The organism is Streptomyces sp. NBC_01237 (genome assembly GCF_035917275.1).
GTDB lineage: Bacteria > Actinomycetota > Actinomycetes > Streptomycetales > Streptomycetaceae > Streptomyces.
The window spans coordinates 7,052,832-7,078,310 of the sequence record NZ_CP108508.1 but is presented as its reverse complement, the minus strand read 5'-3'; the positions used below and the strand labels follow the sequence as shown (position 1 = coordinate 7,078,310).

At 68.6% G+C, this 25,479-nt stretch carries 16 protein-coding genes; 8 read left to right on the top strand and 8 right to left on the bottom strand.

The features are described from left to right. Window positions 1-42 precede the first annotated feature (42 nt). A complete protein-coding gene (ngcE, locus tag OG251_RS31450; RefSeq protein ID WP_326680271.1) occupies window positions 43-1,488 on the bottom strand; it encodes an N-acetylglucosamine/diacetylchitobiose ABC transporter substrate-binding protein in 1,446 nt (481 codons plus the stop codon). Between the two features lie 498 nt (window positions 1,489-1,986). Here ngcE and OG251_RS31445 point away from each other — a divergent pair, with 498 nt between their 5' ends. From OG251_RS31445 to OG251_RS31435, 3 genes are all read left to right on the top strand, one after another. Beyond that, on the top strand, window positions 1,987-5,832 hold the full coding sequence (locus tag OG251_RS31445) for a GH92 family glycosyl hydrolase (protein ID WP_326680270.1): 3,846 nt from the start codon (window positions 1,987-1,989) through the stop codon (window positions 5,830-5,832). Window positions 5,833-6,189: 357 nt separating this feature from the next. Continuing rightward, window positions 6,190-6,912, top strand: coding sequence for a hypothetical protein (locus OG251_RS31440; RefSeq protein ID WP_326680269.1), 723 nt, complete (start codon window positions 6,190-6,192; stop codon window positions 6,910-6,912). Window positions 6,913-6,964: 52 nt separating this feature from the next. Further along, the gene (locus OG251_RS31435; RefSeq protein WP_326680268.1) at window positions 6,965-7,603 is read left to right on the top strand and encodes a class F sortase; all 639 of its coding nucleotides are present in this window, start codon (window positions 6,965-6,967) and stop codon (window positions 7,601-7,603) included. A 205-nt stretch (window positions 7,604-7,808) separates the two neighbouring features. On the opposite strand, the gene OG251_RS31430 is transcribed toward OG251_RS31435, so the two are convergent. Further along, the gene (locus tag OG251_RS31430) at window positions 7,809-8,444 is read right to left on the bottom strand and encodes a histidine phosphatase family protein (protein WP_326681476.1); all 636 of its coding nucleotides are present in this window, start codon (window positions 8,442-8,444) and stop codon (window positions 7,809-7,811) included. Window positions 8,445-8,612: 168 nt separating this feature from the next. On the opposite strand from OG251_RS31430, the gene OG251_RS31425 reads away from it, so the two are divergent. Beyond that, window positions 8,613-9,176, top strand: coding sequence for a hypothetical protein (locus OG251_RS31425; protein WP_326680267.1), 564 nt, complete (start codon window positions 8,613-8,615; stop codon window positions 9,174-9,176). Window positions 9,177-9,255: 79 nt separating this feature from the next. On the opposite strand, the gene acnA is transcribed toward OG251_RS31425, so the two are convergent. Then, a complete protein-coding gene (acnA, locus tag OG251_RS31420) occupies window positions 9,256-11,970 on the bottom strand; it encodes an aconitate hydratase AcnA (protein ID WP_326680266.1) in 2,715 nt (904 codons plus the stop codon). A gap of 554 nt (window positions 11,971-12,524) precedes the next feature. Between acnA and OG251_RS31415 the strand changes: the two genes are divergently transcribed. Together OG251_RS31415 and OG251_RS31410 are read left to right on the top strand one after the other, a co-directional pair. Then, window positions 12,525-14,054 carry a helix-turn-helix domain-containing protein gene (locus tag OG251_RS31415; RefSeq protein ID WP_326680265.1) on the top strand — a complete coding sequence of 510 codons (1,530 nt, stop codon included), beginning with the start codon at window positions 12,525-12,527 and terminating at the stop codon, window positions 14,052-14,054. An 852-nt stretch (window positions 14,055-14,906) separates the two neighbouring features. Further along, window positions 14,907-16,148, top strand: coding sequence for a hypothetical protein (locus tag OG251_RS31410; protein ID WP_326680264.1), 1,242 nt, complete (start codon window positions 14,907-14,909; stop codon window positions 16,146-16,148). A 23-nt stretch (window positions 16,149-16,171) separates the two neighbouring features. Here OG251_RS31410 and OG251_RS31405 read toward each other — a convergent pair whose 3' ends face one another. Next, a complete protein-coding gene (locus OG251_RS31405) occupies window positions 16,172-16,570 on the bottom strand; it encodes a hypothetical protein (RefSeq protein WP_240802741.1) in 399 nt (132 codons plus the stop codon). A gap of 150 nt (window positions 16,571-16,720) precedes the next feature. Here OG251_RS31405 and OG251_RS31400 point away from each other — a divergent pair, with 150 nt between their 5' ends. After that, window positions 16,721-18,820, top strand: a complete 2,100-nt coding sequence (locus OG251_RS31400; protein WP_326680263.1) for an McrB family protein — start codon at window positions 16,721-16,723, stop codon at window positions 18,818-18,820. Further along, the gene (locus tag OG251_RS31395; RefSeq protein ID WP_326680262.1) at window positions 18,813-20,051 is read left to right on the top strand and encodes an McrC family protein; all 1,239 of its coding nucleotides are present in this window, start codon (window positions 18,813-18,815) and stop codon (window positions 20,049-20,051) included. Before OG251_RS31400 ends, OG251_RS31395 begins: the two co-directional genes overlap by 8 nt. A gap of 596 nt (window positions 20,052-20,647) precedes the next feature. Here the strand turns inward: OG251_RS31395 and OG251_RS31390 are convergent. From OG251_RS31390 to OG251_RS31375, 4 genes are all read right to left on the bottom strand, one after another. Continuing rightward, the gene (locus OG251_RS31390) at window positions 20,648-21,952 is read right to left on the bottom strand and encodes a BNR-4 repeat-containing protein (protein ID WP_326680261.1); all 1,305 of its coding nucleotides are present in this window, start codon (window positions 21,950-21,952) and stop codon (window positions 20,648-20,650) included. Between the two features lie 157 nt (window positions 21,953-22,109). Next, a complete protein-coding gene (locus OG251_RS31385; protein ID WP_326680260.1) occupies window positions 22,110-23,405 on the bottom strand; it encodes an extracellular solute-binding protein in 1,296 nt (431 codons plus the stop codon). Between the two features lie 69 nt (window positions 23,406-23,474). After that, window positions 23,475-24,395 carry a carbohydrate ABC transporter permease gene (locus OG251_RS31380; protein ID WP_326680259.1) on the bottom strand — a complete coding sequence of 307 codons (921 nt, stop codon included), beginning with the start codon at window positions 24,393-24,395 and terminating at the stop codon, window positions 23,475-23,477. After that, window positions 24,395-25,321 (bottom strand): carbohydrate ABC transporter permease, encoded by a 927-nt coding sequence (locus OG251_RS31375; protein WP_326680258.1) that lies wholly within the window; start codon window positions 25,319-25,321, stop codon window positions 24,395-24,397. Before OG251_RS31375 ends, OG251_RS31380 begins: the two co-directional genes overlap by 1 nt. Window positions 25,322-25,479: the final 158 nt, after the last annotated feature.

Below are 25,479 nucleotides of genomic sequence, written 5' to 3'. Positions count from 1 at the left end.
CGACTCCGACCTTCCTGCGCTGCCGCCGCTGGTGACGGGTTGTCACTGGTGCTTGTAGTGCTTGATGGACTGGTCCTTGGCCGCCGCGTCGGCGAATCCCTGGATCTTCTTGATGGTCTCGGCCGGGTTGGCGCGGCCGGCCATCATCTCGCCGAGTGCGGCGACACCGATCTGCTCCTTCTGGAGCTTCACGTACCAGTCCTGCAGGCGGGGGTTGACCACATTGGTGCCGGCCTTCTCCAGGGCGGCGAGGCCCGACGTCAGGCCGTCCGACAGCTCCAGCCCGTCGGTGCCGCCGTTGAAGGCGGACAGCGACTTGCTGCTGGTGGTGAAGGACTTGGAGGACTCTTCGCTGAGCAGGATGCGCAGCTGCTCCATGCCGCCCTGGGGGTTCTTCGCCTTCGCCGGAACGATGAAGGGCTCACCGCCGGATGCCCACATGGTGCCGAAGGGCAGCACGTCCGAGGAGTCGAGGCTGGAGGGAGCGCCCACGGACAGCTTGAAGTCCTTGGGGATGATCGCCGCTTCCTCGTTCTCGACCCAGGAGCCGTTCGGGATGAACAGCGCCTTGCCGCGGGCCCAGGCACCCTGCGAACCGCGGTGGTCCAGGCCCGGGGTGCCCTTGAGGATGTAGCCCTTGGCGTAGAGCTCGTAGTACGCGTCGAAGGCCGCCTTGACGGCGGGGTGCTCCCAGGCCTTCGGCTCCAGGTTGTCGATCGCGTCGAGGACCTCGACGCCGCCGATCTTGGCGATGAACGGGTAGAGCGAGAAGGGCAGGTAGTAGGGGTGCTTGCCGGGGTAGGTCCAGCCCGCGATCCCCTTCTTCTTGGCCTTCGCGCACAGCGCGAGCATGTCGTCCCAGTTCTCCGGGTACTGCGCGTCGAGCTTGTCCAGCGCCGTCTGGGAGTACCAGACGCCGTAGACGGTGTACGCGTAGTAGAGGATCCAGCACGGGTCGCCGTCGAACTGACCCATCTCGACGATGCCCGGCCGCAGCGTGTCGCGGACCTTCTTGGCCGGGTCGTCGATGGAGGGCGCGTCGAGCAGCGGGGTGAGGTCGGCGAGCTGCTTCTTGCCGACCAGAACACCCATGTCCATCTGCTGGGCACCGGAGTTGTCGATCAGGTCCGGCGGGGTGCCGCCATTGAAACGCGGCTGCAGTACCGACTGGATCTTCTGCGTCTTGGAGAACTTGACCTTCGCCTTGGGGAAGGACTTCTCAAAGGATGCCTGAGCGTCCTCGGCGTACTTCGTTCCGTATCCACCGTCGAAGATGACCAGTTCGAGGGGGGCGCTCTCATTGACCGCCAGCGGATTCTTGGCGGTCTTCGTGCCCTTTTCGACCTTGTCGTCGCTCCCGCTGTCGCCGCTCGCGCAGGCGGACAGGAAACTCATCGTCGGAACAGCGATCACGCCGAGTGCGGCAGACCGCTTGATCAGATCGCGACGGCCAAGGCCCTCATTGTTGTGGGCGGAGGTGGATCCCATGCTCAAGTCCTCGCCTTCTCCAGGACTCAGGCGGTGTACCGGTCACCCATAGTGATTCGCCTCAGGCGAAGGGCCCCGCCACCGCGGTCAGTTGCGCTTGGGTCATACAGATATGTACGGGCATTGCCGTGCAGCGGGGTATCGGAGGAAGACCGTACAGCGCGAACGCCTCCGGCGCCCTCGCGAACATCCCCCCGCCCCCCTGCCGTGCGACCGTGTGAAACGGCTGCCCGGGTGCCGACAGGTATAGTCCACTTGTTGCCAACTGAGCAAGATCGAATACCTGTTTCGGCGGCAGTCTTTCCCGAGTTGAGACCTCTTGGATACCTCGGCACCGTGCGCCCCGATCCAGGGGCACCTTTTTCCGCATTACGGTCGATTCGCCTGGGCGATCCCGTGCAACACCCTTGACACATCGGACCACTTGACTCCCTACTGGACCTTGCATCATGCCATGACAACGTTGTCCAGCACACTTCCGGGGAGGAATGGCTCGGCATGCAGCCACCACGTGGTCTCCACCAAGGTTCTCGAAAGAGACAAAGCCGCTCGGCCGCCATCATTGCGGTATCTCTCGCCCTGGTGGTGGCGGCCCCCACCGCCGCCGCGCAACCGGCCGGACCGGCCCAGAAGCCTTCGGGCGAGCGGACGTTCAGCTCCTCCTTCGAATCGGACGAGAAGCAGCCCGACTGGCGCAATACCGTCGAAGTGGGTCCGGACGGCAGCAAAAAGGCGTCAGGGATCGACGGCGGATTCTCCGCGGGGATACCCGGCAACGTCACCGACAAGGTGACGGACCTGCGTGCCGACGACGAGAACACCGGCGGCGGCGAGGTCAAGGAGAACCTGATCGACGGTGAACCCACCACCAAGTGGCTGGCGTTCAAACCGTCCGGCTGGATCGAGTTCGATCTGGCCGAGCCCGTCAAGGTCGTGACCTACGCGCTGACCTCGGCCAACGATCACGAGGAGCGGGACCCGAGGGACTGGACCCTGAAGGGCTCCACGGACGGCACGTCCTGGACGGACCTGGACACCCGGACCGGTCAGACCTTCGCCGAGCGCCTGCGGACCACGTCGTACGACTTCACGGCCGACAAGGCCTATCAGCACTTCCGGCTGGAGATCACGAAGAACAACGGCGCCTCGGACGCGACCCAGCTCGCCGACGTCCAGTTCTCCGACGGCGACACCTCCGCCCCGGCGCCCGACGACATGCGCAGCCAGGCCGACCGCGGCCCCTCCGGCTCGCCCACCGCGAAGTCGGGTGCGGGATTCACGGGGAAGAAGGCTCTGCGGTACGCGGGTACGCACAAGGCGGACGGCCGGGCGTACTCGTACAACAAGGTCTTCGACGTGAACACGGCCGTCACCAAGGACACCCGGCTCTCCTACCTGGTGTACCCGCAGATGGGCGAGACGGACCTCGCCTACCCGGCGACGCATGTCGCGGTGGATCTGGCCTTCACCGACGGTACGTACCTGAGCGAGCTGAAGGCCACCGACAGCCACGGCGGTCTGCTGACCCCGGGAGGCCAGGCGGACGCCAAGCGCCTCTACGTCAACCAGTGGAACAAGGTCGCCTCGCGCATCGGGGCGGTCGCGGCCGGGAAGACCGTCGACCGGATTCTGGTGGCGTACGACTCCCCCAAGGGCAAGGCGAAGTTCCAGGGCTGGATAGACGACCTCACGATCGCCCCGAAGGCGCCGGAGAAGCGCAAGGCGCATCTGTCGGACTACGCGCTGACGACCCGCGGCACCAACTCCAGCGGCGGCTTCTCCCGCGGCAACAACATCCCCGCGACCGCACTCCCGCACGGCTTCAACTTCTGGACGCCGGTCACCAACGCCGGCTCCACGAGCTGGCTGTACGACTACGCGCGCGGCAACAACGAGGACAACCTGCCGACGCTCCAGGCCTTCAGCGCCAGCCATGAGCCGAGCCCCTGGATGGGCGACCGCCAGACCTTCCAGATGATGCCCTCGGCGAAGGCGGGCACCCCGGACGCCTCCCGTACGGCCCGCGCGCTGCCGTTCCGCCACGAGAACGAGACCGCGAAGCCGCACTACTACGGGGTGACGTTCGAGAACGGTCTCAAGGCCGAGATGACGCCGACCGACCACGCCGCGCGGATGCGGTTCACGTATCCCGGCAAGGACGCGAGCATCGTCTTCGACAATGTGTCGAACGACGGCGGTCTGACGCTCGACGCGAAGTCCGGCTCCTTCTCCGGCTATTCGGATGTCAGGAGCGGCGGCTCGACGGGAGCGACCCGGCTCTTCGTGTACGGAGCCTTCGACGCGCCGGTCACCGACAGCGGACGGCTCAAGGGCGGCGGCGGTGACGATGTCACCGGCTTCTTCCGCTTCGACGCGGGCAAGGACCGTACGGTCGGCCTGCGTCTGGCCACCTCGCTGATCAGCCTCGACCAGGCGAAGAGGAACCTCGCCATGGAGCTCCCGGCGTCCACCTCCTTCGACCGGGTCCAGGACCGGGCGCAGAAGGCGTGGGACGGCATCCTGGGCAAGGTGGAGGTCGAGGGCGCCGACGCCGACCGGTTGACGACGCTCTACTCCAGCCTCTACCGGCTGTACCTGTACCCGAACTCGGGCTTCGAGCAGGTCGACGGGAAGAGCAAGTACGCCAGCCCCTTCTCCCCGAAGACCGGCACCGACACCCCGACGCACACCGGCGCGAAGATCGTCGACGGCAAGGTGTACGTCAACAACGGCTTCTGGGACACCTATCGCACGACCTGGCCGGCCTACTCCTTCCTCACCCCGAAGAAGGCGGGCGAGATGGTGGACGGCTTCGTCCAGCAGTACAAGGACGGCGGCTGGATCTCGCGCTGGTCCTCGCCGGGCTACGCGGACCTGATGACCGGCACCAGCTCCGACGTGGCGTTCGCCGACGCCTACGTCAAGGGCGTGAAGTTCGACGCGGCGGCGGCGTACGACGCGGCGGTCAAGAACGCCACGGTGGCCCCGCCGTCCTCGGGCGTCGGCCGCAAGGGCATGGAGACCTCCGTCTTCACCGGGTACGCCGACACCGCCACGCACGAGGGCCTGTCCTGGTCGCTGGAGGGCTACCTCAACGACTACGGGATCGCCCGGATGGGCAAGGCGCTCTACGCGAAGACGAAGAAGGAGCGGTACAGGGAGGAGTCCGCGTACTTCCTCAACCGCGCCCGCAACTACGTCAGGCTCTTCGACGACAGGGCCGGCTTCTTCCAGGGCAAGGACGCCAAGGGCGACTGGCGGCTCCCGTCCGACACGTACGACCCGCGGGTCTGGGGCTACGACTACACCGAGACCAACGGCTGGGGCTACGCCTTCACCGCCCCGCAGGACAGCCGGGGCCTGGCGAACCTGTACGGCGGGCGGGACGGTCTGGGCAGGAAGCTGGACACGTACTTCTCCACGCCGGAGACGGCGGGGCCCGAGTTCGTCGGCTCGTACGGCGGTGTCATCCACGAGATGACGGAGGCGCGTGACGTACGGATGGGCCAGTACGGCCACAGCAACCAGGTCGCCCACCACGCCACGTACATGTACAACGCCGCCTCCCAGCCCTTCAAGACCCAGGAGAAGGTGCGCGAGGTCCTGGGCCGCCTCTACACCGGCAGCGAGATCGGGCAGGGCTACCACGGCGACGAGGACAACGGTGAGCAGTCGGCCTGGTTCCTGTTCTCCTCGCTCGGCTTCTACCCGCTGGTGATGGGCAGTGGCGAGTACGCGATCGGGTCGCCGCTCTTCACGAAGACGACCGTGCACCTGGAGAACGGCCGCACGCTGGTGGTCAAGGCCCCGAAGAACAGTGCGAAGAACATCTACGTTCAAGGCTTGAAGGTCAACGGCAAGAAGTGGACGTCCACTTCGCTTCCCCACGACCTGCTGGCCAAGGGCGGCACCCTGGAGTTCGACATGGGCGCGAAGCCGTCCGCCTGGGGCACCGGCAAGAACGCGGCCCCGGTGTCCATCACGCAGGACGACAAGGTCCCGTCCCCGAAGGGTGACGTGCTGAAGGGCGACGGCGCCCTCTTCGACGACACCTCGGCGACCTCGGCGACGGTCGGGTCTGCCGACCTGCCGGTGGAGGCGGCGACGAAGGGGCTCCAGTACACGCTGACGTCGGGAGCGGCGGGCAGGGCCCCGACGGGCTGGGTGCTCCAGGGCTCCTCCGACGGCACGAAGTGGACCGACCTCGACCGGCGGACCGGCCAGTCGTTCGCCTGGGACAAGCAGACCCGGGTGTTCTCGGTGGACCGGCCGGGCACGTACGAGAAGTACCGGCTGGTGCTCGACGGCGCGGCGACCCTCGCGGAGGTGGAGCTGCTCGGCTGAGGCCGCCCCCTGCGACCGGTCACGGTCCGGGGGCGACGGAGCGAGGACGGGCCACCCGCACATGCGGGTGGCCCGTCCGTCCGTCGTGGCGCTCGTCCGCCGGTGAGGGGCCCTTCCCCTTGAGATGGCCGCGTCCGCCGGCCGTGGGCCGGTCGCTTGAGGTGGCCGCGTCCGCCGGTCGCTTGAGGTGGCCGTCGGGGAGGGGCTTGTCCCCCGGACAACCCACGTCTCGTGTGGGCTGGTCAGGGTACTTCCGCGCTTTCGCTTGTGTCTTTATCCGTTTTTATGACTTTTCATGACATCTCTTGGGCGATCAGGTGATCAGTACGACAATCATCTCGGCTTGAAGGAGCCCCCATGCCCATCTCTGCCTCCCTCCGCTCACGCGGTGCCCGCACCGGTACCGCGGTCGCCGCGGCCGTCGCCGCAGCCGGACTCACGCTGGCCGGAGCGCCCGCGGCGTTCGCGGCCCCGGGCGACAGCGGCGACCTGAGCGTCCAGTCCACCGGTCAGCAGCGCGGCAACAACCGCGAAGGTGCCCCGGTCTGTGCGTTCAAGCTGGTCGCGGCCAACTTCGAGACGCTCCCGGTGGTCCCGTTCACGATCATCGCGCAGCCACCGACCGTACCTCCGGGCGACACCCTGATCGGATCGCTCGCACTCAACCAGGGCAAGGCCGTCAGCCAGGAGTACCTGCTGCCGGACGGCACGTACCAGCTCCAGTGGACGGTCCCGGTCGGCCTGAAGCAGAAGACCTTCACCATCGACTGCTCCCGCAACGGCAACAGCCAGGGGCGTCCGGGCAACCAGGGGAACCAGGGGAACCAGGGCAGCGAGGGGAACCAGGGCAGCGAGGGCGGTAAGGAGGGCTCGTCCTGGTCCGGTGAGGACAAGGACCACCACCGGCCCTCCGGCGCGGTCCCCGCCGGCGGCGGTGGCGTACCGGCCATGGAGAACGTCAGCTCGGACAGTGGTTCGACCTTCGGGGCGACCACGGCACTGGCGGCCGGAGCGGCCGGAGTGGTCGGGCTGATCCTGGTCCGCCGGTCAGCCCGCCGCCGCGCCAGTGGCGCAGCGTAGCGCCCCCCACCGCCGACGGCGACGGGGACCGAGTCGCGCATGCCGTCTCACCATGACGTTGTGCGCGACCGCCTCGCTGGTGACCGGCATCGTCTGGGCGAGCGGCGACTCGTCCGACGACGCATCGTCCATCGCCGCCCGCGGCTCGGACGCCGCGGGCGGCGGGTCGCCGGTCAGGCGGGAACCGGTGCGGTCGATGGCGGACGTCCCGGCGTCGCACGCGCCACTGCCACCGTCGGCACCGGTGGAACTGGCCGTCCCCGCCATCGTGATCGAGGCACCGGTCACCCGTCTCGGCCTCGACAGGAAGAACCGGCTGGACGCTCCGCCCATGAACCGGCCCAAGGAGGTCGGCTGGTACCGGGACGGCCCGGCCCCCGGCGAGAAGGGGACGGCCCTGATCGTCGGCCACCGGGACACCCGTACCGGTCCCGCCATCTTCCTCAACCTCAATGCCCTGCACCGCGGGGACACCGTCAACGTCCGGCGGGCCGACCGCAGGACGGCGGTCTTCACCGTGGACGCCGTGAAGACGTACAAGAAGGAAGACTTCCCCGACGACAAGGTGTACGGCCCGACCGGACGCCCGGAGTTGCGGTTGCTGACCTGCGGTGGACGCTTCGACAAGAAGAACGGCTACTCGGCGAATGTGGTCGTCTTCGCCCACCTCACCGGTCTCAAAGCGGCATGAGCCGTCACCTGGGACGGATGACGGCCGGTACCTCGCACGAGGTACCGGCCGCTTCGTCGTTCCCCGGCGCCGGAACGCATCGCCCCGCTTCGGAACGCATCGCCCCCGCTTCGGAACGCATCGCCCCGCTTCGGCAGGCACCGGCTGCGCCAGGAGACAGCGCCTGCGCCGCGTCGGGCAGCGGGCGCGTCGGGCAGCGGCCGCGTCAGGAGCTGTCCGCGGCGACGCCCGCCGACAGCTCCTCGGGAAGGGCCAGGTTCAGCGCGGTGACGACCGGCTGCCCGTGCTCCCTGCCGAGCCGGGAGACCGCGCCCGTCGCGAGCTGGAAGAGACGTCCCTCCGCCGGGGTCAGCCCGAGGTAGCGGGCGATGAACACGCGCAGGAAGTGGGAGTGCGCGACGAGCGCGATGTCCCCGTCCCCGGTCCGTTCGGCGGCGGCCCGCACGCCGGCGAGGACCCGGTCGGCCCGCGCGCCGACCTCGGCCGGGCTCTCCCCCGGGTGCCCGTCCGTTCCGGGGTCGACCCCGTCCGTCCACAGGTTCCAGAACGGGCGGGTGCGCTGGATCTCCAGCGTGGTCACGCCCTCGTACCCGCCGTAGTCCCACTCGTGCAGCTCCGGTGTGACCCTGGGCGCGTCGAGCCGGGCCAGCTCGGCGGTCCGGCGGGCCCGTACGGAAGGGCTGACCAGGGTGAGCGCGATGCTCCGTTCGGCCAGCAGCGGGACCAGCGCGCGGGCCTGGCGCTCGCCGAGGTCCGTCAGGGGCATGTCGGTGTAGCTCGTGTGCTGTCCGGAGCGGGACCACGCGGTCTCGCCGTGCCGGATCAGGATCAGCTCGCCCATGGTGGTTCCGCTCTCTGTGCCGATGCCGCTGTCTTCGGGGGTGCGAACCCGCGGAGCCACGATGGCATTCCGTGACGGCGGCGGCGACCGCGGCATCCGGCGCCACACCGGGCCCACGTACCGTATGGCTCGTACACATTTCCGGTCGTTTTCCCGTGGGGGGACCTCTTGTCGGACAGTTTTCCGCCGCCGCCGTCGCCATCTCCGTCGCCGTGGCCACCGTCGCAGCCGTCACCGCCGCGCAAGCAGCGTACGGGGCTGATCGTCACGCTCTCCGTGGGCGGCGGGCTGCTGGCCGCGACGGCCGTCGCGGCGCTCGTCTACACGGCGATGGACCGGGCGGCCCCCGGATCGCTGGAGACCCTGCCCTCCCGGTCGGCCGGGACGCCGTCCGCCGAGGCGTTCCCCGGTGAGGACCCCGTCGCGGAGCCCAGCGCCACCGGCACGGCTCCCGAGGAGGACGTCAGGATCACGAAGTGCACGGTGGATTCCCTGACGAACTGGCCCGCCGCCGAGCTGAGGGTGGTCAACGGCTCCGGGGGCCCGGCGGACTACGTCGTGACCGTCGAGTTCGTGGACAAGGACGGCACCCGGGTCGCGGACGGCATCGCGGCGGTGCTCGCACTGGACGCCGGCAAGGAGGCGAAGGAGAAGGCACAGGGGCTCGGCGATGTGCCGCGCGGCACGAAGTGCCGGATCACCGAGGTGACGCGGACGGTTTCGGGCGGCTGAGGGCCGCTCCGCCCGGAATGCTCCCGGATACGCGGAAGGGCCGCACCCCGGTGGGGGTGCGGCCCTTCGGCTCTGCTGCCTACTTGCGGATCAGGCTGCGGAGCACGTACTGCAGGATGCCGCCGTTGCGGTAGTAGTCCGCCTCGCCGGGGGTGTCGATACGGACGACGCCGTCGAACTCCACGCCCGTGTCGGTGGTGACCTTGACCGTGCGCGGCGTGGTGCCGTTGTTCAGCTCGGTGACGCCGGTGAAGGAGAAGGTCTCCTCGCCGGTGAGGCCGAGCGACTCGGCGGTCGCGCCCTCGGGGAACTGGAGCGGGAGGACGCCCATGCCGATGAGGTTCGAGCGGTGGATGCGCTCGTAGGACTCGGCGATGACGGCCTTGACGCCCAGGAGCGCGGTGCCCTTGGCCGCCCAGTCACGGGACGAGCCGGAACCGTACTCCTTGCCCGCCAGGATGACCAGCGGGGTGCCCGCGGCCTGGTAGTTCTGCGAGGCGTCGTAGATGAACGACACCGGCGCGTCCGCCTGGGTGAAGTCGCGGGTGAAGCCGCCCTCCGTGCCCGGGGCGATCTGGTTGCGCAGGCGGATGTTCGCGAACGTGCCGCGGATCATGACCTCGTGGTTACCGCGGCGCGAGCCGTAGGAGTTGAAGTCGCGGCGCTCGATGCCGTGCTCCGTGAGGTACTTGCCGGCCGGGGTGTCGGCCTTGATCGCACCGGCCGGGGAGATGTGGTCGGTGGTGACCGAGTCGCCCAGCTTGGCCAGGACACGGGCGCCGGCGATGTCCTCGACCGGGGTCGTCTCCATCGTCATGCCCTCGAAGTACGGGGGCTTGCGCACGTAGGTGGACTCGGAGTCCCACTCGAAGGTGTTGCCGGTCGGGATCGACAGCGCCTGCCACTGGGCGTCGCCCGCGAAGACGTCCTGGTAGGACTTGTTGAACATGTCCTCGCCGATGGAGTTGGCGACGACGTCGTTGACCTCGGCCTCGGAGGGCCAGATGTCCGCGAGGTAGACCGGCTTGCCGTCCTGGTCGATGCCCAGGGCGTCCTTGGTGATGTCGACCTTCATCGAACCGGCGATGGCGTACGCGACGACCAGCGGCGGCGACGCCAGGTAGTTCATCTTGACGTCGGGGTTGATCCGGCCCTCGAAGTTACGGTTGCCGGAGAGCACCGAGGTCACGGCCAGGTCGTGCTCGTTGACCGCCTTGGAGACCTCTTCCGGCAGCGGGCCGGAGTTGCCGATGCAGGTGGTGCAGCCGTAGCCGACGAGGTTGAAACCGACCTTGTCGAGGTACGGGGTCAGGCCCGCCTTGTCGAAGTAGTCGGTGACGACCTTCGAACCCGGCGCCAGGGTCGTCTTGACCCACGGCTTGCGGGTCAGGCCCTTCTCGACGGCCTTCTTCGCCACGAGCGCCGCGGCGACCATGACGTAAGGGTTCGAGGTGTTGGTGCAGGAGGTGATCGCGGCGACGGTGACGGCGCCGTGGTCGATCTCGTACGTCGAACCGTCGGGGGCCGTGACCGTGGTCGGACGCGACGGCACACCGTTGGCGGCGGCCGGGGAGTCGGAGGCCGGGAAGGACTCCTTGCCCGACTCCTCGTCGTCCGAGACGTAGTTGCGCACGTCCTGGGCGAACTGCGCCTTGGCGTTGGCGAGGACGATGCGGTCCTGCGGGCGCTTCGGGCCGGCGATGGAGGGGACGACCGTGGAGAGGTCGAGCTCCAGCTTCTCGGAGAAGTCGGGCTCGGCGGACGGGTCCAGCCAGAGGCCCTGCTCCTTGGCGTACGCCTCGACGAGCGCGACCTGCTGCTCGTCACGGCCGGTCAGGCGCAGGTACTTCAGGGTCTCGTCGTCGATCGGGAAGATCGCGGCGGTGGAGCCGAACTCCGGCGACATGTTGCCGATGGTGGCGCGGTTCGCGAGGGAGGTGGCGGCGACGCCCTCACCGTAGAACTCGACGAACTTGCCGACGACACCGTGCTTGCGGAGCATCTCGGTGATGGTCAGCACGAGGTCGGTGGCGGTGGTGCCGGCCGGGAGCTCGCCGGTCAGCTTGAAGCCCACGACGCGCGGGATGAGCATGGAGACCGGCTGGCCGAGCATCGCGGCCTCGGCCTCGATGCCGCCGACGCCCCAGCCCAGCACACCGAGGCCGTTGACCATCGTGGTGTGCGAGTCGGTGCCGACGAGGGTGTCGGGGTACGCCTGGCCGCCGCGGACCATGACGGTGCGGGCCAGGTGCTCGATGTTGACCTGGTGGACGATGCCGGTGCCCGGGGGAACGACCTTGAACTCGTCGAAGGCGGTCTGGCCCCAGCGCAGGAACTGGTAGCGCTCCTTGTTGCGGCCGTACTCCAGCTCGACGTTCTGGGCGAACGCGTCGTTGGTGCCGAACTTGTCGGCGATGACGGAGTGGTCGATGACCAGCTCGGCCGGGGCCAGCGGGTTGATCTTCGCCGGGTCGCCGCCGAGCTCCTTCACGGCCTCACGCATGGTGGCGAGGTCCACGACGCAGGGGACTCCGGTGAAGTCCTGCATGATCACGCGGGCCGGCGTGAACTGGATCTCCTGGCTGGGCTGGGCCTGCGAGTCCCATCCGCCCAGCGCCCGGATGTGGTCGGCGGTGATGTTCGCGCCGTCCTCGGTGCGGAGCAGGTTCTCCAGCAGCACCTTCAGGCTGTAAGGGAGGCGCGCGGAGCCCTCCACCTTGTCCAGCTTGAAGATCTCGTACGACTCGTCGCCCACGCGCAGCGTGCTGCGGGCGTCGAAGCTGTTCGCCGACACGACAGTCTCCTTCTTCAATGTGCGCGTACTACCGCGCCGCGCCTCATTGGCGGCCGGCGCCGCGTGGTGCCGCCTACGGCCCCGACCATCCGCTAAGGTAAGGCTTAGTTAGGTAACCCTTACCGTGCGGCGGCTGCGGAACGCCTCGGCAGATATCTCGATGTCGAGATAACTCTAGTACATCGCCGCCGCGCGGTCATGCCCGGGCGGCGCCGCCCATTCGTGTTCCGTCCCGTGCGGCGCCGGACCGGGCGATCGCCCGGCCGCCCCGCCGGGCCGCATCGCCGGGCCGCATCGCCGGCCGGCCGCCCCGCGCCGGGAACGCCGCGAGCGCCACCCGTGCGGCACGGCGGGAGCGGATCGGCCGAGCGCCGCCGCCGGACACCCGAACGGACGCACACCGCAGGCCCGGCCGGAATACCGCCAGGACGATGAGCACGGGCCGGAGTTCAGGGACGACGGCCCGGACGCGGGCCCGCGAGAGCGGGCCGCCCGTCACCCGAACACCGCACCCCGGCGCGATCTTCATCTCATATCTGAGATAACCTGCCGCCATGTCAGACGATTACCTCGTACGCATCGGCAAGCTCATCCGTGACGCCCGTCAGCACCGGGGCTGGACACAGACGCAGCTGGCCGAGGCGCTCGCCACCAGTCAGAGCGCCGTCAACCGCATCGAGCGCGGCAATCAGAACATCAGCCTTGAGATGATTGCCCGCATCGGTGAAGCCCTCGACAGCGAGATCGTGTCGCTCGGATACGCCGGACCCATGCACCTGCGGGTCGTCGGCGGCCGTCGTCTCTCCGGCGCCATCGATGTGAAGACCAGCAAGAACGCGTGCGTCGCACTGCTCTGCGCCACGCTGCTCAACAAGGGCCGCACCGTCCTGCGCCGGGTCGCCCGGATCGAGGAGGTCTTCCGGCTGCTGGAGGTGCTGAACTCCATCGGGGTCCGCACCCGTTGGATCAACGACGGCGTGGACCTGGAGATCGTCCCGCCGGCCCAGCTCGACATGGAGGCGATCGACGCCGACGCCGCGCGCCGGACCCGCTCCATCATCATGTTCCTCGGCCCGCTGCTGCACCGGATGGACCAGTTCAAGCTGCCGTACGCGGGCGGCTGCGACCTGGGCACGCGCACCATCGAGCCGCACATGATCGCGCTTCGCCGGTTCGGGCTGGAGATCGCTGCCACCGAAGGGCTGTACCACGCCCAGATCGACCACTCGGTCACGCCCGGCCGGCCCATCGTGCTGACCGAACGCGGCGACACGGTCACCGAGAACGCCCTGCTGGCCGCCGCCCGCCACGACGGCACCACGGTCATCCGCAACGCCTCGTCCAACTACATGGTCCAGGACCTGTGCTTCTTCCTGGAGGCGCTGGGCGTACGGGTCGACGGCGTCGGTACGACGACGCTGACCGTGCACGGTGTGCCGAACATCGACGTGGACGTGGACTACTCCCCCTCCGAGGACCCGGTCGAGGCGATGAGCCTGCTGGCCGCCGCCGTGGTGACGGAGTCCGAACTCACCATCCGCCGGGTGCCGATCGAGTTCCTGGAGATCGAGCTCGCGGTGCTGGAGGAGATGGGCGTCGACTGCGACCGGACGGCGGAGTACGCCGCCGACAACGGCCGCACCCGGCTGGTGGACCTGACCGTGCGGCCCTCCAAGCTGGAGGCCCCGATCGACAAGATCCACCCGATGCCGTTCCCCGGCCTGAACATCGACAACGTGCCGTTCTTCGCGGCCATCGCGGCCAGCGCGCACGGCCAGACCCTGATCCACGACTGGGTCTACGACAACCGGGCGATCTACCTCACCGACCTCAACCGGCTGGGCGGCCGCCTTCAGCTCCTCGACCCGCACCGGGTCCTGGTCGAGGGCCCGACCCGCTGGCGCGCCGCCGAGATGATGTGCCCGCCCGCTCTGCGCCCCGCGGTGGTGGTGCTGCTCGCGATGATGGCGGCGGAGGGCACCTCCGTGCTGCGCAACGTCTATGTCATCAACCGCGGTTACGAGGATCTGGCCGAGCGGCTGAACTCGGTGGGCGCGCAGATCGAGATCTTCCGGGACATCTGACGGGCGGGGTGTCGTACCCCTTGAGGGTGAGGGGCACGACACCTCAACATGCCAGCTGACCTGCGGATACGCACTTTCACAGCCCTCCGCTGATCACTGTTTTTTTCAGCACCTTGTGCAACGCACGTGCAAGATGATCTTGAATGGCTGACGATACGTCAGAGATGCCCGAGTATCCGTCAGCCATCACGGAGGGTTGTCGCCGAAGTGGCCTCGCAACGTCCGATGTCGGTCGTGGCACGCCGACCGCGTGTGGTCGACGAGGTGAACCGTCACCTGCCCGACGTCTCCGGCCTCGCGACGCAGCCCGGGGTCCGGCCGCGCATCCGAGTCCTGGGACCTGTCACCCCGGGTCATCGAGCGGGCCGAACACGTCGTCGCGGAGCTGGCGGCGAACGCGGCGCTGCACGGCCGCGTCCAGGGGCGTGACTTCCTACTGGTGCTGACGCAGGACGACGCGGCCGGCACCCTACGCATCGCGGTGAGCGACACGAAGGGCGAGCGCCGCCCCGAAATCCCCCCGGGGCCAGAGCCCCGACCACGAGTCGGGCCGCGGGTCTGCTCCTGGTCGAGGCCCTGGCCGACCGCTGGGGCACCGAGCCCCGCCCGCCCTCCGGCAAGACCGTCTGGGCGGAGATCGACGAGCACGGCGAGGAGCCGCCGACTGCATCCGGCCAATCCGGTGGCCAATGCCGTTGAGGACGACCGAACGCTTTGAGTGACGGCATCCGATTGGCCTACGCTCCGTCAGCGGTGCGTGGCGTGCCCGGCAACGCCACCGCGAACCACCACTCAGGAGTGCCTCCCTTGCCCTTCCCGCCCAGCGACGTAGTTGCCGCCTTCGCTCGACACATGCACTTCAAAAGCCTGGAGCAGGCCCTGTGCGACCGTCATCCCGAGCTGACCGACCGGGTGCGGTTCGACGATGCGAGCCTTCTGATGCATCTGAAGATCACGTTGTCCGGTCAGCGCTCGGTCGCCCTGGCGCAGGTACGCATGGGGTACTCGATCGTCTGGGCGGTGATGGATCCCGTACTGAACGGTGCGCCGTCCGTCTGGCCGCTAGATACGCCTGACGAGGTGCTCGTCGACGCCCTGCACGCCGTGGCCTCGGCGCACCTCACCGGAGTACCGGTTCCCTCACCGTGGCGCTGGAACGAGAGCGAGCCGTCCGACATGACCGTACTGGCTGACCTCCTGGACGCCCGCGGTGTGCGAGTGCGGCGCGTGGCAGCGGGGAATGGCTACCTCCCGTACGGCCCCCGCCACTCGCCGAAACTCGACATCGTAGGCGGACGCGACGGCTGCTTCGTCGAGGCCGAGCTCTCCGACGCGTTCGTCCGCGTCTCGCTGAAGCCTGCCCTCGGCTGGCTGGTGGATGTGTACCTCGATGAATGCGAGGCGTGGAGCCGTGTCGATCTGGGCTGGAATCTGTGGCGCAGCACGCGGCCGGGACCAGGAGTACCCCATGCGCAGGCCTCGGTGGCGGACATCGCCGACGTGCTCGGCAAGGGACTCAAGGCCTGTGACGTGGAAGTGCCGTGCGCGCCGACCGATCGCGGGGAACCGGCTACCGCCGGGTACCGATCCGCGTTGCAGGAGTCCCTCTTCGCGGGTGAAGCCGCTCCGCCCGAGTGGCCGAGGAACGTCGGCCTCGATATCGATCAGTTCCACGAGGAAGCCGAGCCGAGGACGTCGCCGCGCTCGCCCAGCCCCCGGCACATCACCGAAACGGTTCTCGACCAGTTGGTGGCATTCGGCTTCGGGGACGTCGAAGAGGGGGACGCCGAAGTCCCCATCCGGTCCGACGCGTTCCACATCGAGTGGCACAGCCGTGCCAAGAGTCTGTCCACGTCCGAGGTGCAGCGGCTGAACGGCCTTGCCGCGGCGGCCGGCGATGACGTACCAAAGCGGCTCATCGTGATCACGACATCCGGCATCAGCCGCCCGGCAGCGGCCTTCGCCGACTCGGCCAAGGCGTTCGTCTTTTTCGTCGACCGCAGCGCTGACAAGCTGGTGGCACTGAACACCCGTGCTCAGGAAACACTTTTGCCCCACACAAAACCAGCCGATCGTGAGCTGGAGCCCTGGTAACCGTCCCGCACGCGACCGCCCCGTCAGAGACCGGCCCTCGCCAGCAGAGTCTTCAGTGCTCCCGGCTTGACCTTCTGCACGGACCTTACCTGGCCGAGTTCCAGCTCGTCCCGGCTCACCGGGTCGGCGTACAGGGCATCCGTGGGGCCGGGCAGGAGGGTCACATCCACCCGATAGGAGAAGTCGGGGTCGTCGGGGTCCCCTTCCGGCTCTCCGTCGACCTCCGCCACCGCGGCGACCGCCGACTCGGGCTGACTGAAGAAGACCCATAGACGGTCCCCCGGGTTCATGCGGTTTCGTCGGCTGAGCCAGAGGTCCAGTGCGGGATCCTGATGGGCGAGGCGGCGCACGGTCTCCTTGTCGGACGGCTCCCCGTCGAGGGTGTCCTTGTTCGGATTCAGGATGTAGATCCAGTCCTGCAAGGTCTCTCCCGTCGCCGTCGTGCACGCCGCCCGAGATCCGGCCTCGCGGTGCTGGCCCATCGTGCCAGCCCCCGTGACGCACACGCAGGAGGTCGACCGACTTTTCCGGACGCGGAGACCACTGTGTCGCCGTCCGGCATCATGACCCCCATGACGAACGGGGTGGACGTGCGCACGGCTGCGGCCGAGTTCGACCGGAGCGCCGTGGCGGACGCCGCGTCGGCTGCCGAGGACGAGCGCAAGCAGGTGCTGTCCCAGTTTCCGTTGGAGGACTGGGCGGAGTTGCCGCTGGAGCGCTACGCCCTCGGACAGGCCGCGCCGCCCGGAGCGGGGCCGACATACTGCCGGCTGATGGAGTTCGGCACTCCGCACCTGGGCAGCATCAAGGGCGGAAGTGCCGCGAAGCACATCATGTACCACCACGTCTCCGGGGAGTGGCGGCTGGCCGCGCCCCTGCGTGGGATGGACCCACAGGACGCCTGGGCGGAACTGCGCGGACAGTTCGTCCGGGCTTTCGACGCCCTCGGGTCAGGGGACTTCGAGGCGCTGGACGACCTCGAAGTACTGCGATACGGACCGACGTTGGTGACGAAGTCGCTGGCCACCTACTTCCCGCAGCACTTCCTGCCGATCTACGCGGGAGAGCACCTGCGCCGGTTCGTCACGCTGCTGGGCGGTTCGACGCAAGGTGATGTTCCGGCCTGGGGGAGCAATCGTCGGCTGCTGGAGCTGGTCCTCTCTCGCGCGGAGTTCGAGGGCTGGACCAGGCACGAAGTGATGCATTTCCTCTACGCGCACTTCGATCCGCGGTCGAAGCAGCGCACCGTCTGGAAGATCGCGCCCGGCGAGCGCGGCCGGCTGTGGGAGGAGTGCCGCGCGGGAGGAGTCATCCGGGTCGGATGGGACCAGCTCGGAGACCTCGGCCTCTACCAGAGCGACACCGATCTCAAGCAGGCCCTGGACAGGAACTGGCCCCGTAGGAGCGGGGGCAGCCTGACCCTCGCGCGCCGACTGATGGCCTTCCGTGACCTGGAGGATGGCGACCGGATCGTGGCCAACCGAGGTACGGACGAGGTCCTGGCCATCGGCACGGTCAACGGGAGTTACCGCTTCGAAGCGGACCGGCCCGAGTTCCAGCACGTCGTCTCCGTGGACTGGGATCTCTCACACGCGCGGAAGCTGTCGGAACCGAAGCAGTGGCGGTCCACCTTCGCCAAGGTCGACCCGGCCCTCTTCGCGAGGCTCATCGCACCCCAGGGCGCTTCGGGTGTGGACGTGATCCGAGCACCGCAGACCACGCCGGTCGCGCTGCCCGAGGACGTACAGGCCGTGCTGGACGCTCTGGAGCGCAAGGGGCAAGTGATTCTCCACGGGCCGCCCGGTACGGGCAAGACACGCCTCGCACTCGGCGTCGCCCTCGCTCTGGACGGCCGCGCGGACGCGCTCGGTGCCGACGCCCGTCACCGTGGCCTTACACAAGCCGAGATGTTGCACGGCGACCGGGTCAGCATGGTCACCTTCCATCCCTCCTACGGTTACGAGGACTTCGTCGAGGGATTCAAACCGGACCTGAGCGCCACCGGCCCGGGACTCACCCTCGCGCTCACGGACGGCCTGTTCCACAGCCTGTGCAGCCGTGCCGCCGCCCATCCCGACCAGACGTTTCTGCTGGTCATCGACGAGATCAACCGCGGTGACCTACCGCGTATCTTCGGCGAGTTGATCACACTCCTCGAACTCGACAAGCGGAACCTTGCGGTCGCTCTGCCCGTCAGCAAGCGACGCTTCTCCGTCCCGCCGAACGTCCGGATCATCGGCACCATGAACACCGCCGACCGGAGCATCAGCCACCTGGACGCCGCGGTCCGCCGCCGCTTCGCCTTCCTGCCCGTAGGACCGGACCCGGACGCCGTCTCCGGAACGGTCGGCCCCCTGGACCTGGCCGCGTTCTTCGAGTCCCTCAACGGCCGTATCGCCCGTGATCTCGACGCGGACCACCAGATCGGGCATGCCTACCTGCTGCGCGACGGTGCGCCCATCGCCACCGAGGAGGACCTGGCCGCGGCCTTCCATCACGAGGTGGTCCCGCTCCTGGAGGACTACTGCCTCGGCCGGGCGGAACTGCTGCACCTCATCCTCGGCGACCTGGTCGACGCCGACACCGGACGTGCGCGCCTCATGTCGCCGCAGGATCTGGCGGACGCGCTGGCGACCGAGTTCACCAGCGGCGCTCCCGGCCCGGATGCCTGACCGCGTCCCGGTCCCTCTCGGTGAGTACGAGTCCGCCCCGCTGGAGCCCGGCCAACTCACTCCGCGGGACATAGACCGTCTGCAGGCCCTTCAGGCACGGGGCTGCCTCACCCTGAGCAGGGAGCGCACCGGCTGGCGCCTCAAGGCCGACGCGACCGTCGGCGTCCTGGTCCTGGACCGCGTCCGCGTGGTCATCTCCCCCAAGTTCGCCATTCCGGGAGAGCAGCTCATGAGCTGGCTCGCCTACGCCCTCGTTACGCCCGTCCCGGCGACGGCGAGGCGCTGGGCCACCGGCCCCGACGGTTACGCCGACCTGATTGCCGCCGCCCTGCTCGAACAGTGCGAGCGGCTGCTGCGGGAGGGCCTGCGCCGGGACTACGTACGCCGCCGGAGCGTCGACTCGGTGCTCCGGGGACGCCTGGACGTCGCCGCCCAGGCCACCCGGCGCTACGGGCAGCTGGACCAGCTACACATGCGCACCTTCGACCGGGAGGCGGACATCTGGGACAACCGCGTTCTGGGGAGCGCGCTGAAGGCGGCACTCGGTCCGACCACCAGCCCGGACCTGGCGCGCGCCCTGCACGACATCGCTGGCGCCTTCCCAGAGGCGCCGACCCCCGCAGCGGCGCTCCGCGCCCTGGACTGCACCCACTACACCCGCCTCAACGCCCGTTACCGCCACGCCCACACCTGGGCCCGCCTGCTGCTGCGCGGCGGGGGCGTGAGCGACCTGCTCGCCGACCAGGGCGCCACGGCGGACGGCCTCCTGCTCAGGATGCCCGCGCTCTGGGAAGCCGTCGTACGCCGTCTCGGCACCGAGGCCGTCGGCCCTCGCGGCGGCCACGCCGTACCCGGCGGAAACGGCGCCGGCATCATCGTCCGCGGAGACCTGGGCAACACCTCGACGTTCCGGCCCGACCTTCTGCTCAGCCTCCCGGCACGCGGCACGGCACACCGCAGATTGCTGCCGGTGGACGCCAAGTACAAGCGCTACGACCGGCACGGGGTGAGCGCGGACGACGTCCACCAGCTCCTTACCTACGGCGGCGGTTACGGGCCTGCCGAAGACCCGATCGCCGTCATCGTCCACCCCCGGACGGGCGGCAACGCCCAGCGCATCCTCCGGGTGCGGGGCCCCAACGGCCTGTTGGGCACCGTCCATGTCCTCGGCGTCGACACCCGCACCACGCCGGAGCAGGCGACGGACTGGATCAGTTCAGCACTGCACTGAACACCCCTATTGACCGTGTGGCTCCCGCACCACGATGTCCGCCTTTTCGTCCCGAACAGCCTCCACAAAGCCAATGAACGTAAACGGAGTTGTGGGCGAGGAGCCCCTCACCGGAACGATAACGCCACCGGTCCGCACGTCATGGGCTCCCCTCCACACAGGAACTTTCTCGATGGCCACACGTCTCGGGATGCGTACGCAAATTCGAACTTCAGCAGTTCCACAACTCCGTTGACACTGCTAACGCATTCTTGCCGTGATCGATTACGGCAACATGGCACCCCACCCGGGCGCCACGCACCTTCGTCGCGCCCGGCACCAAGGAAACGAACATAAGCGACTGGCCTCTCCCGCGACATCTGAGGGTTCCGAGAAAGAACAGCGCTCACCCTCCTGACCCGCGCGCGGATGCGGGACAGGAGGGTGACCGGGACACACACCGAAGTCCGGCCGGACTACGGGAGACGCATGAGTGTACGGAGAGGAGCGCCGGTCCCGGCCGCAGTGATCCTGTCCCGGCCCGCGACCTGTCCCGCTTGCGCCGTCCGCACGGCCGTGGCCTCACCCGGACGGACGGCGACAACTGCCGTGTCTCCTCAACGGGTCGCGTAGTAAAGGGTGTTGTGTGCGGTGTCCGGCAGGTAGAGCACATCGTGGCCGTCCGAGTCCCGTCGCACCGCGAGCCGGTCCGCACTCACGCCCGGCACGGCGGACTGCGCGGTCCAGGCCCCGTCCGCCGACTGGGTCGCGGAGAAGACCCGGTCGGTGCCCGAGGTGGTCACGTAGTAGATCCGCTTGGTGTCCGTCTCGTCCCAGGTGATGCCGAGGGCGGCCGCGGTCTGCCCGGCGGCGTACACGGTCCTGCGGACCCAGCCGCCACCGCTCGGATAGGCGTAGTACACGCGGAAGTGACCACCGCTGTCCGCCGAGCGGTAGCGGTAGGCGATCTTCGGGGTGGAGCCGTCGAGGGTGAGCTTGGCGCTCTGTACCGAAGGACCGGTGTACGCGTTGTCGGCGCTCCACTCCTCTCCCGCGGTGAGGTCCTGGACGACGTCGGAGGTTGCGGGCGTGACCGGCGTGGTGACGGTCGTGTTCTCACTGTCCGCGAAGGAACCGGTCGACGGGTCGTAGGCCAGATAGGAGAGCTGGTGGCGGAACGCGGTCGCCGGCGCCTTCGCCCACTCGTACAGGAGGTGCACGCGGCCGGAGGTGTCCACCGTGAGGTCGTCGGGGTACACGGAGCGGTACAGCGCACTCGCGAAGGTCGCGACGACGCTCCAGCGGGAGTTGGCGTTGTCCCACCGGTACAGCTTGCCGGGACGCCGGTCGGAGCCGGTACCGACGCGGGCGGCCAGGTACAGGTCGCCGTTGGGCGCGGTGGTGACGACCGGGTAGGTGATGCCCACACCCTGATCGGGCAGTTCGGATGCGTGGTCGGTGACGTCGCCGCCGGGGGCCTCGGTGCGGAAGTAGCGCCAGGAGTCGGCGTGCATGGAGGTGAAGACGTGCAGGCGACCACTGCCGTCGCGGGCGATCGACGGCTGGTTGTGGCCGTTGTCGTCGGGGAACTCGGCCTGCTGCCCGTCACCGTTCAGCAGCGGCAGCCGGCTCCAGACCCCGTCCGGGTCACGCCGTGCGATGGCGGGCCGGTGCGTCGCGGCCGTCGGGCCCGGCTCGTTGAAGGCGAAGTACGTGTACTGCCCACGGCCCTTGTACGTGGCGACCGGCGTCCACCAGGCAGCCTGGTTCGACGCGTCCATCGCGTACGGGACCTTCTCGATCACGGTCGCCGCGGCAGCCGTGGTCCGCGCGGTGTCGGCGCCGACGGCCGGGGCGGGCACGAGGAGAGCGGCCAGGGCCGCGGCCGAGGCGGTGAACGTGCGTACCGTGGAACGTCGCAAGATGAGCTCCTTCGCGGGTGCGGGTGGGGGCGTGGGAGATGACCGGAACGGCAGCGGCCCGAGGGCCGTCCGCCGCAGCCGTCGTGCGGGGTGGGGTACGCAGCGGGGCCCGGCGAAGCGTGCGGCGCTCGCCGGGCCCGGACCACGGCGTTCGGCCTCAGCGTTTGATGAGCGCGGCGGCCTCCTCGCCGGCCTGCTTCATCGCGTCCTTGGGCTTCGACTTGCCGACGAGGACGGCCTGTACCTGCTTGGCGACGGCCTCCTCGATCTGGGCGTTCTGCGCGAACTGCCAGAAGGGGCTGCCGGTCGCCGTCCTGGTGATCTTGCGGGTCCACTCCGTGGTGAAGGTGTCCTTGGCGACCTCAGGAGCGGCCAGGCCCACAGTGGTGGACGGCGGCAGTGCGCGCGCGGCGAAGTACTCGGAGGTGGTGGCCCGGTCGGTGGTGGTGTGCAGCGCGAACTCGGTCGCCGCGTCCTGACCCTTGCCCTTCACGATCGCGATCACACCGCCCCACAGCAGCGCCTGCGGCGTGTCCCCGGTCTTGAGCACCGGACGCTCCATCGGCTGCATGGCGTCGGCCAGCGTCTTGTCCTTGGACTGGGCGGAGGTCACACCCTTGCCGATGATCGCGTCGTCGTAGAAGGCGGCCTTGCCCTGCCCGAACAGGGCGCGCGCGTCGAAGCGGTCCACGTCGGCGGCGATCAGCTTCTCGTCATGCAGCTTCTTGTACCAGGTGACCGCGTCGACCGAGGCGTCGTCGCCTATCGTGACCTTTCCGCCGTCGAGCATCGCGCAGCCGAAGGTCTGCATCCACGGGAAGATGTCCTTGAGCTGCGCGACCTTGGTGGCAGCGGCGTACGGCACGACACCGCCGCCGAGCCCCTTCAGCTCCCGCAGCGCGGCCTCGAACTCCTCGACGGTGGTGGGATGCTTCTTGATCCCGGCCTTCTCCAGGAGCTGGGAGTTGGCGATCACACCGATCGATCCGGTGTTCCACGGCAGCCCGTACTGCTTGCCGTCGTACAGGCCGCTCTTCAGCGCCACGTCCGTGTAGCCGCCCTTGCCGGCCACCGGTCCGAGGTCGACCAGCTTGCCCATCTGCGCCATCGCGGCGAGCCAGGCGATGTCGAGGTGCACCGCCCCCGTGGTCTCCCCGCCGCCCAGTTTGAGGGTGAGCTGGCTCAGGTACTCGTTGTACGGGTACGAGACCGCGCGGATCGTCGACTTCTCGGTCTTCTCCCATGCCGCGATGATCTTCTCTATCGAGGGCTTGGCGGCCTCCTCGTTGAGCGACCAGGAGGTGAAGTCGAAGTCCTTGGACTTCGGGTCGCCGCCGTTGGAGGGGGAGCCGGACGGCGCACAGGCGCCGAGCACACCGGCGCCCGCTGCACCGAGCGCGCCGATGCCGAACATGCGCAGCGCCGCGCGCCGGCTGATGCCAGAGGTGGTCATGATCTCTCCATGGGAAATGTGCGGGAGGGGAGGTACGTGAGGGCGAGGGCGCGGGCTGAGCCTGCGGGTTCAGCTCTTGACCGAACCGGCGGTCATGCCGCCGACGAGGTAGCGCTGAAGGAACATGAACGCGACGATCACAGGGACCGACACCACGAGCGAGGCAGCCATCAACTGGGGCCAGGCGGTCTGGAATTCGCCGATGTAGGTGGAGACGAGTCCGGGGGGCAGGGTCTGCTTCTCCTTGTCGGCAAGGGTCAGCGCGAAGATGAAATCGTTCCAGCCGCGCACGAAGGCGAAGAGCCCGGCGGCGATCATCCCCGGCGCGGCCAGCGGCGCCACGATGGAGTGCAGCGTCCGCCACCGGGAGGCGCCGTCGATGGACGCCGCTTCCAGCAGGGCGTCCGGGATGGTGTCGAAGATGCCCTTCAGCATCCAGACGCACAACGGCATGGTGAACGTGGTGAAGGAGAGCACCAGGGCGCTGTACGTGTTGAGCATGCCGAAGCTGGAGAAGACGGTGTAGAGCGTCACCAGCAGAAGCGCCTGGGGGAACATCTGGGAGGCCAGTACCAGGTGCATCAGGGACCGCCGTCCCCGGTAGCGGAACTTGGAGAACGAGTAACCCATGTAGGTGGCGACGACCACGCTCAGCACGGCGGTGATCGAGGCCACGACGAGCGAGTTGATCATGTACTTGATCAGCTGGTCGTTCTCTGCCAGGGCCGTGAAGTTGCCGAGGGTGAGATCGGTGGGTATCAGCTTCGGCGGGAACTGGAACGTCGACTCGGGGGTGCTCAGCGCGGTGGCGAGCAGCCAGTAGACCGGCAGCAGACCGAAGGCACCGATGACGACGACCGCGCTCCAGGCGGCGATCCGCGAGCGCAGCAGGTCCTTGCGCACACGGCGCCGGGTGCCGCGCCCGGCCCGCGTGGCGGACGCCTGCGGCCGGCCGACGGCGGACACAGGGGTGGGGGTGGTGGAGGTCATCAGGCGTCGCCCTTCCGCTCGGTGATCCTGAGGTAGACGGCGACGAGGAGAAGCAGGAGCAGCATCCACAGCCCGCCCAGTGCGGTGGCCCGGCCGATGTCGAAGCCCTTGAAGGCGGTCTGGTACACGGCGGTCGCGAACGTCTCGGTGGTGCCGGCGGGACCGCCGCCGGTGAGGACGTAGATGGTGTCGAAGTGCTGGAAGTTCCAGATGAACTCCAGCAGCAGCACGATCGAGGCGACACCGCGGACCTGCGGCCAGGTGACGGCGAAGAAGCGCCTGATGGAGCCCGCCCCGTCCATCGAGGCCGCCTCGTGCAGCTCCTTGGGCACGGTCTGGAGACCGGCCAGGAGCATCACCATCATCCAGGGGAAGCTGGCCCAGGTCTTGGTGACGATCACGGCGAGCATCGCGGTGCCGGGCCGGCCGAGCCAGGCCACGGACTCGTCGATGATCCCGGCCTCCATGAGGACGCCGTTGAGCACTCCGTAGTTCGCGTTGAAGATCCACATCCAGAGGAAGGAGACCACCACACCCGGGATCACCCAGGGGAACAGGAACAGGCCCCGCAGGAAGCCGCTGCCCTTGAGTCCGGTGTTCAGGGCGAGCGCGAGCCCGAAACCGATCACGAAGGGGACGAGCGTCGCGCCGACGGTGAAGATCAGCGTCTGCTCAAGGATGGCGAGGAAGTCGCCGTCCAGCCAGTAGGCGAAGTTGTCCAGGCCGACGAACTCCCGTCCCGGAAGACGCAGATCCTGTCTGAAGAAGCCGGTGAACAGTGCCGACAGCAGCGGGTAGAAGATGATCGCCGCGAACAGGGCGAGGCCCGGTGCGGTCAGCAGCAGGGCGAACGCACCGTTGGAGAGCCGTGCCCCGCTCCGCTCACGGGGCGGGGGCGCCTTCTGGGGAGGTGCGGCCGTACTCATGGGTCTGTCCTCTCAGATGGTGGCGGGAGCGCCGTAGCCCTGCGCGAACGTCGTCCCTGCTGCGATGAATACAAGTTGCAGCATGCGGGATCGTTCTCCACATCACGCGATGACGTCAACCCTTTTCGTCGGTGAATCACCGATTCTGTGCAGAACCC

Bases quoted from the DNA above. Each gene is read 5' to 3' on its own strand.
- OG251_RS31430 (WP_326681476.1), bottom strand. From the start codon at position 8,444: ATGGGCGAGCTGATCCTGATCCGGCACGGCGAGACCGCGTGGTCCCGC.
- OG251_RS31380 (WP_326680259.1), bottom strand. From the start codon at position 24,395: ATGACCTCCACCACCCCCACCCCTGTGTCCGCCGTCGGCCGGCCGCAG.
- OG251_RS31440 (WP_326680269.1), top strand. From the start codon at position 6,190: ATGCCCATCTCTGCCTCCCTCCGCTCACGCGGTGCCCGCACCGGTACC.
- OG251_RS31385 (WP_326680260.1), bottom strand. From the start codon at position 23,405: ATGACCACCTCTGGCATCAGCCGGCGCGCGGCGCTGCGCATGTTCGGC.
- OG251_RS31375 (WP_326680258.1), bottom strand. From the start codon at position 25,321: ATGAGTACGGCCGCACCTCCCCAGAAGGCGCCCCCGCCCCGTGAGCGG.
- OG251_RS31395 (WP_326680262.1), top strand. From the start codon at position 18,813: ATGCCTGACCGCGTCCCGGTCCCTCTCGGTGAGTACGAGTCCGCCCCG.
- OG251_RS31410 (WP_326680264.1), top strand. From the start codon at position 14,907: ATGCACTTCAAAAGCCTGGAGCAGGCCCTGTGCGACCGTCATCCCGAG.
- OG251_RS31435 (WP_326680268.1), top strand. From the start codon at position 6,965: ATGACGTTGTGCGCGACCGCCTCGCTGGTGACCGGCATCGTCTGGGCG.
- OG251_RS31445 (WP_326680270.1), top strand. From the start codon at position 1,987: ATGCAGCCACCACGTGGTCTCCACCAAGGTTCTCGAAAGAGACAAAGC.
- OG251_RS31415 (WP_326680265.1), top strand. From the start codon at position 12,525: ATGTCAGACGATTACCTCGTACGCATCGGCAAGCTCATCCGTGACGCC.
- OG251_RS31400 (WP_326680263.1), top strand. From the start codon at position 16,721: ATGACGAACGGGGTGGACGTGCGCACGGCTGCGGCCGAGTTCGACCGG.
- ngcE (WP_326680271.1), bottom strand. From the start codon at position 1,488: ATGGGATCCACCTCCGCCCACAACAATGAGGGCCTTGGCCGTCGCGAT.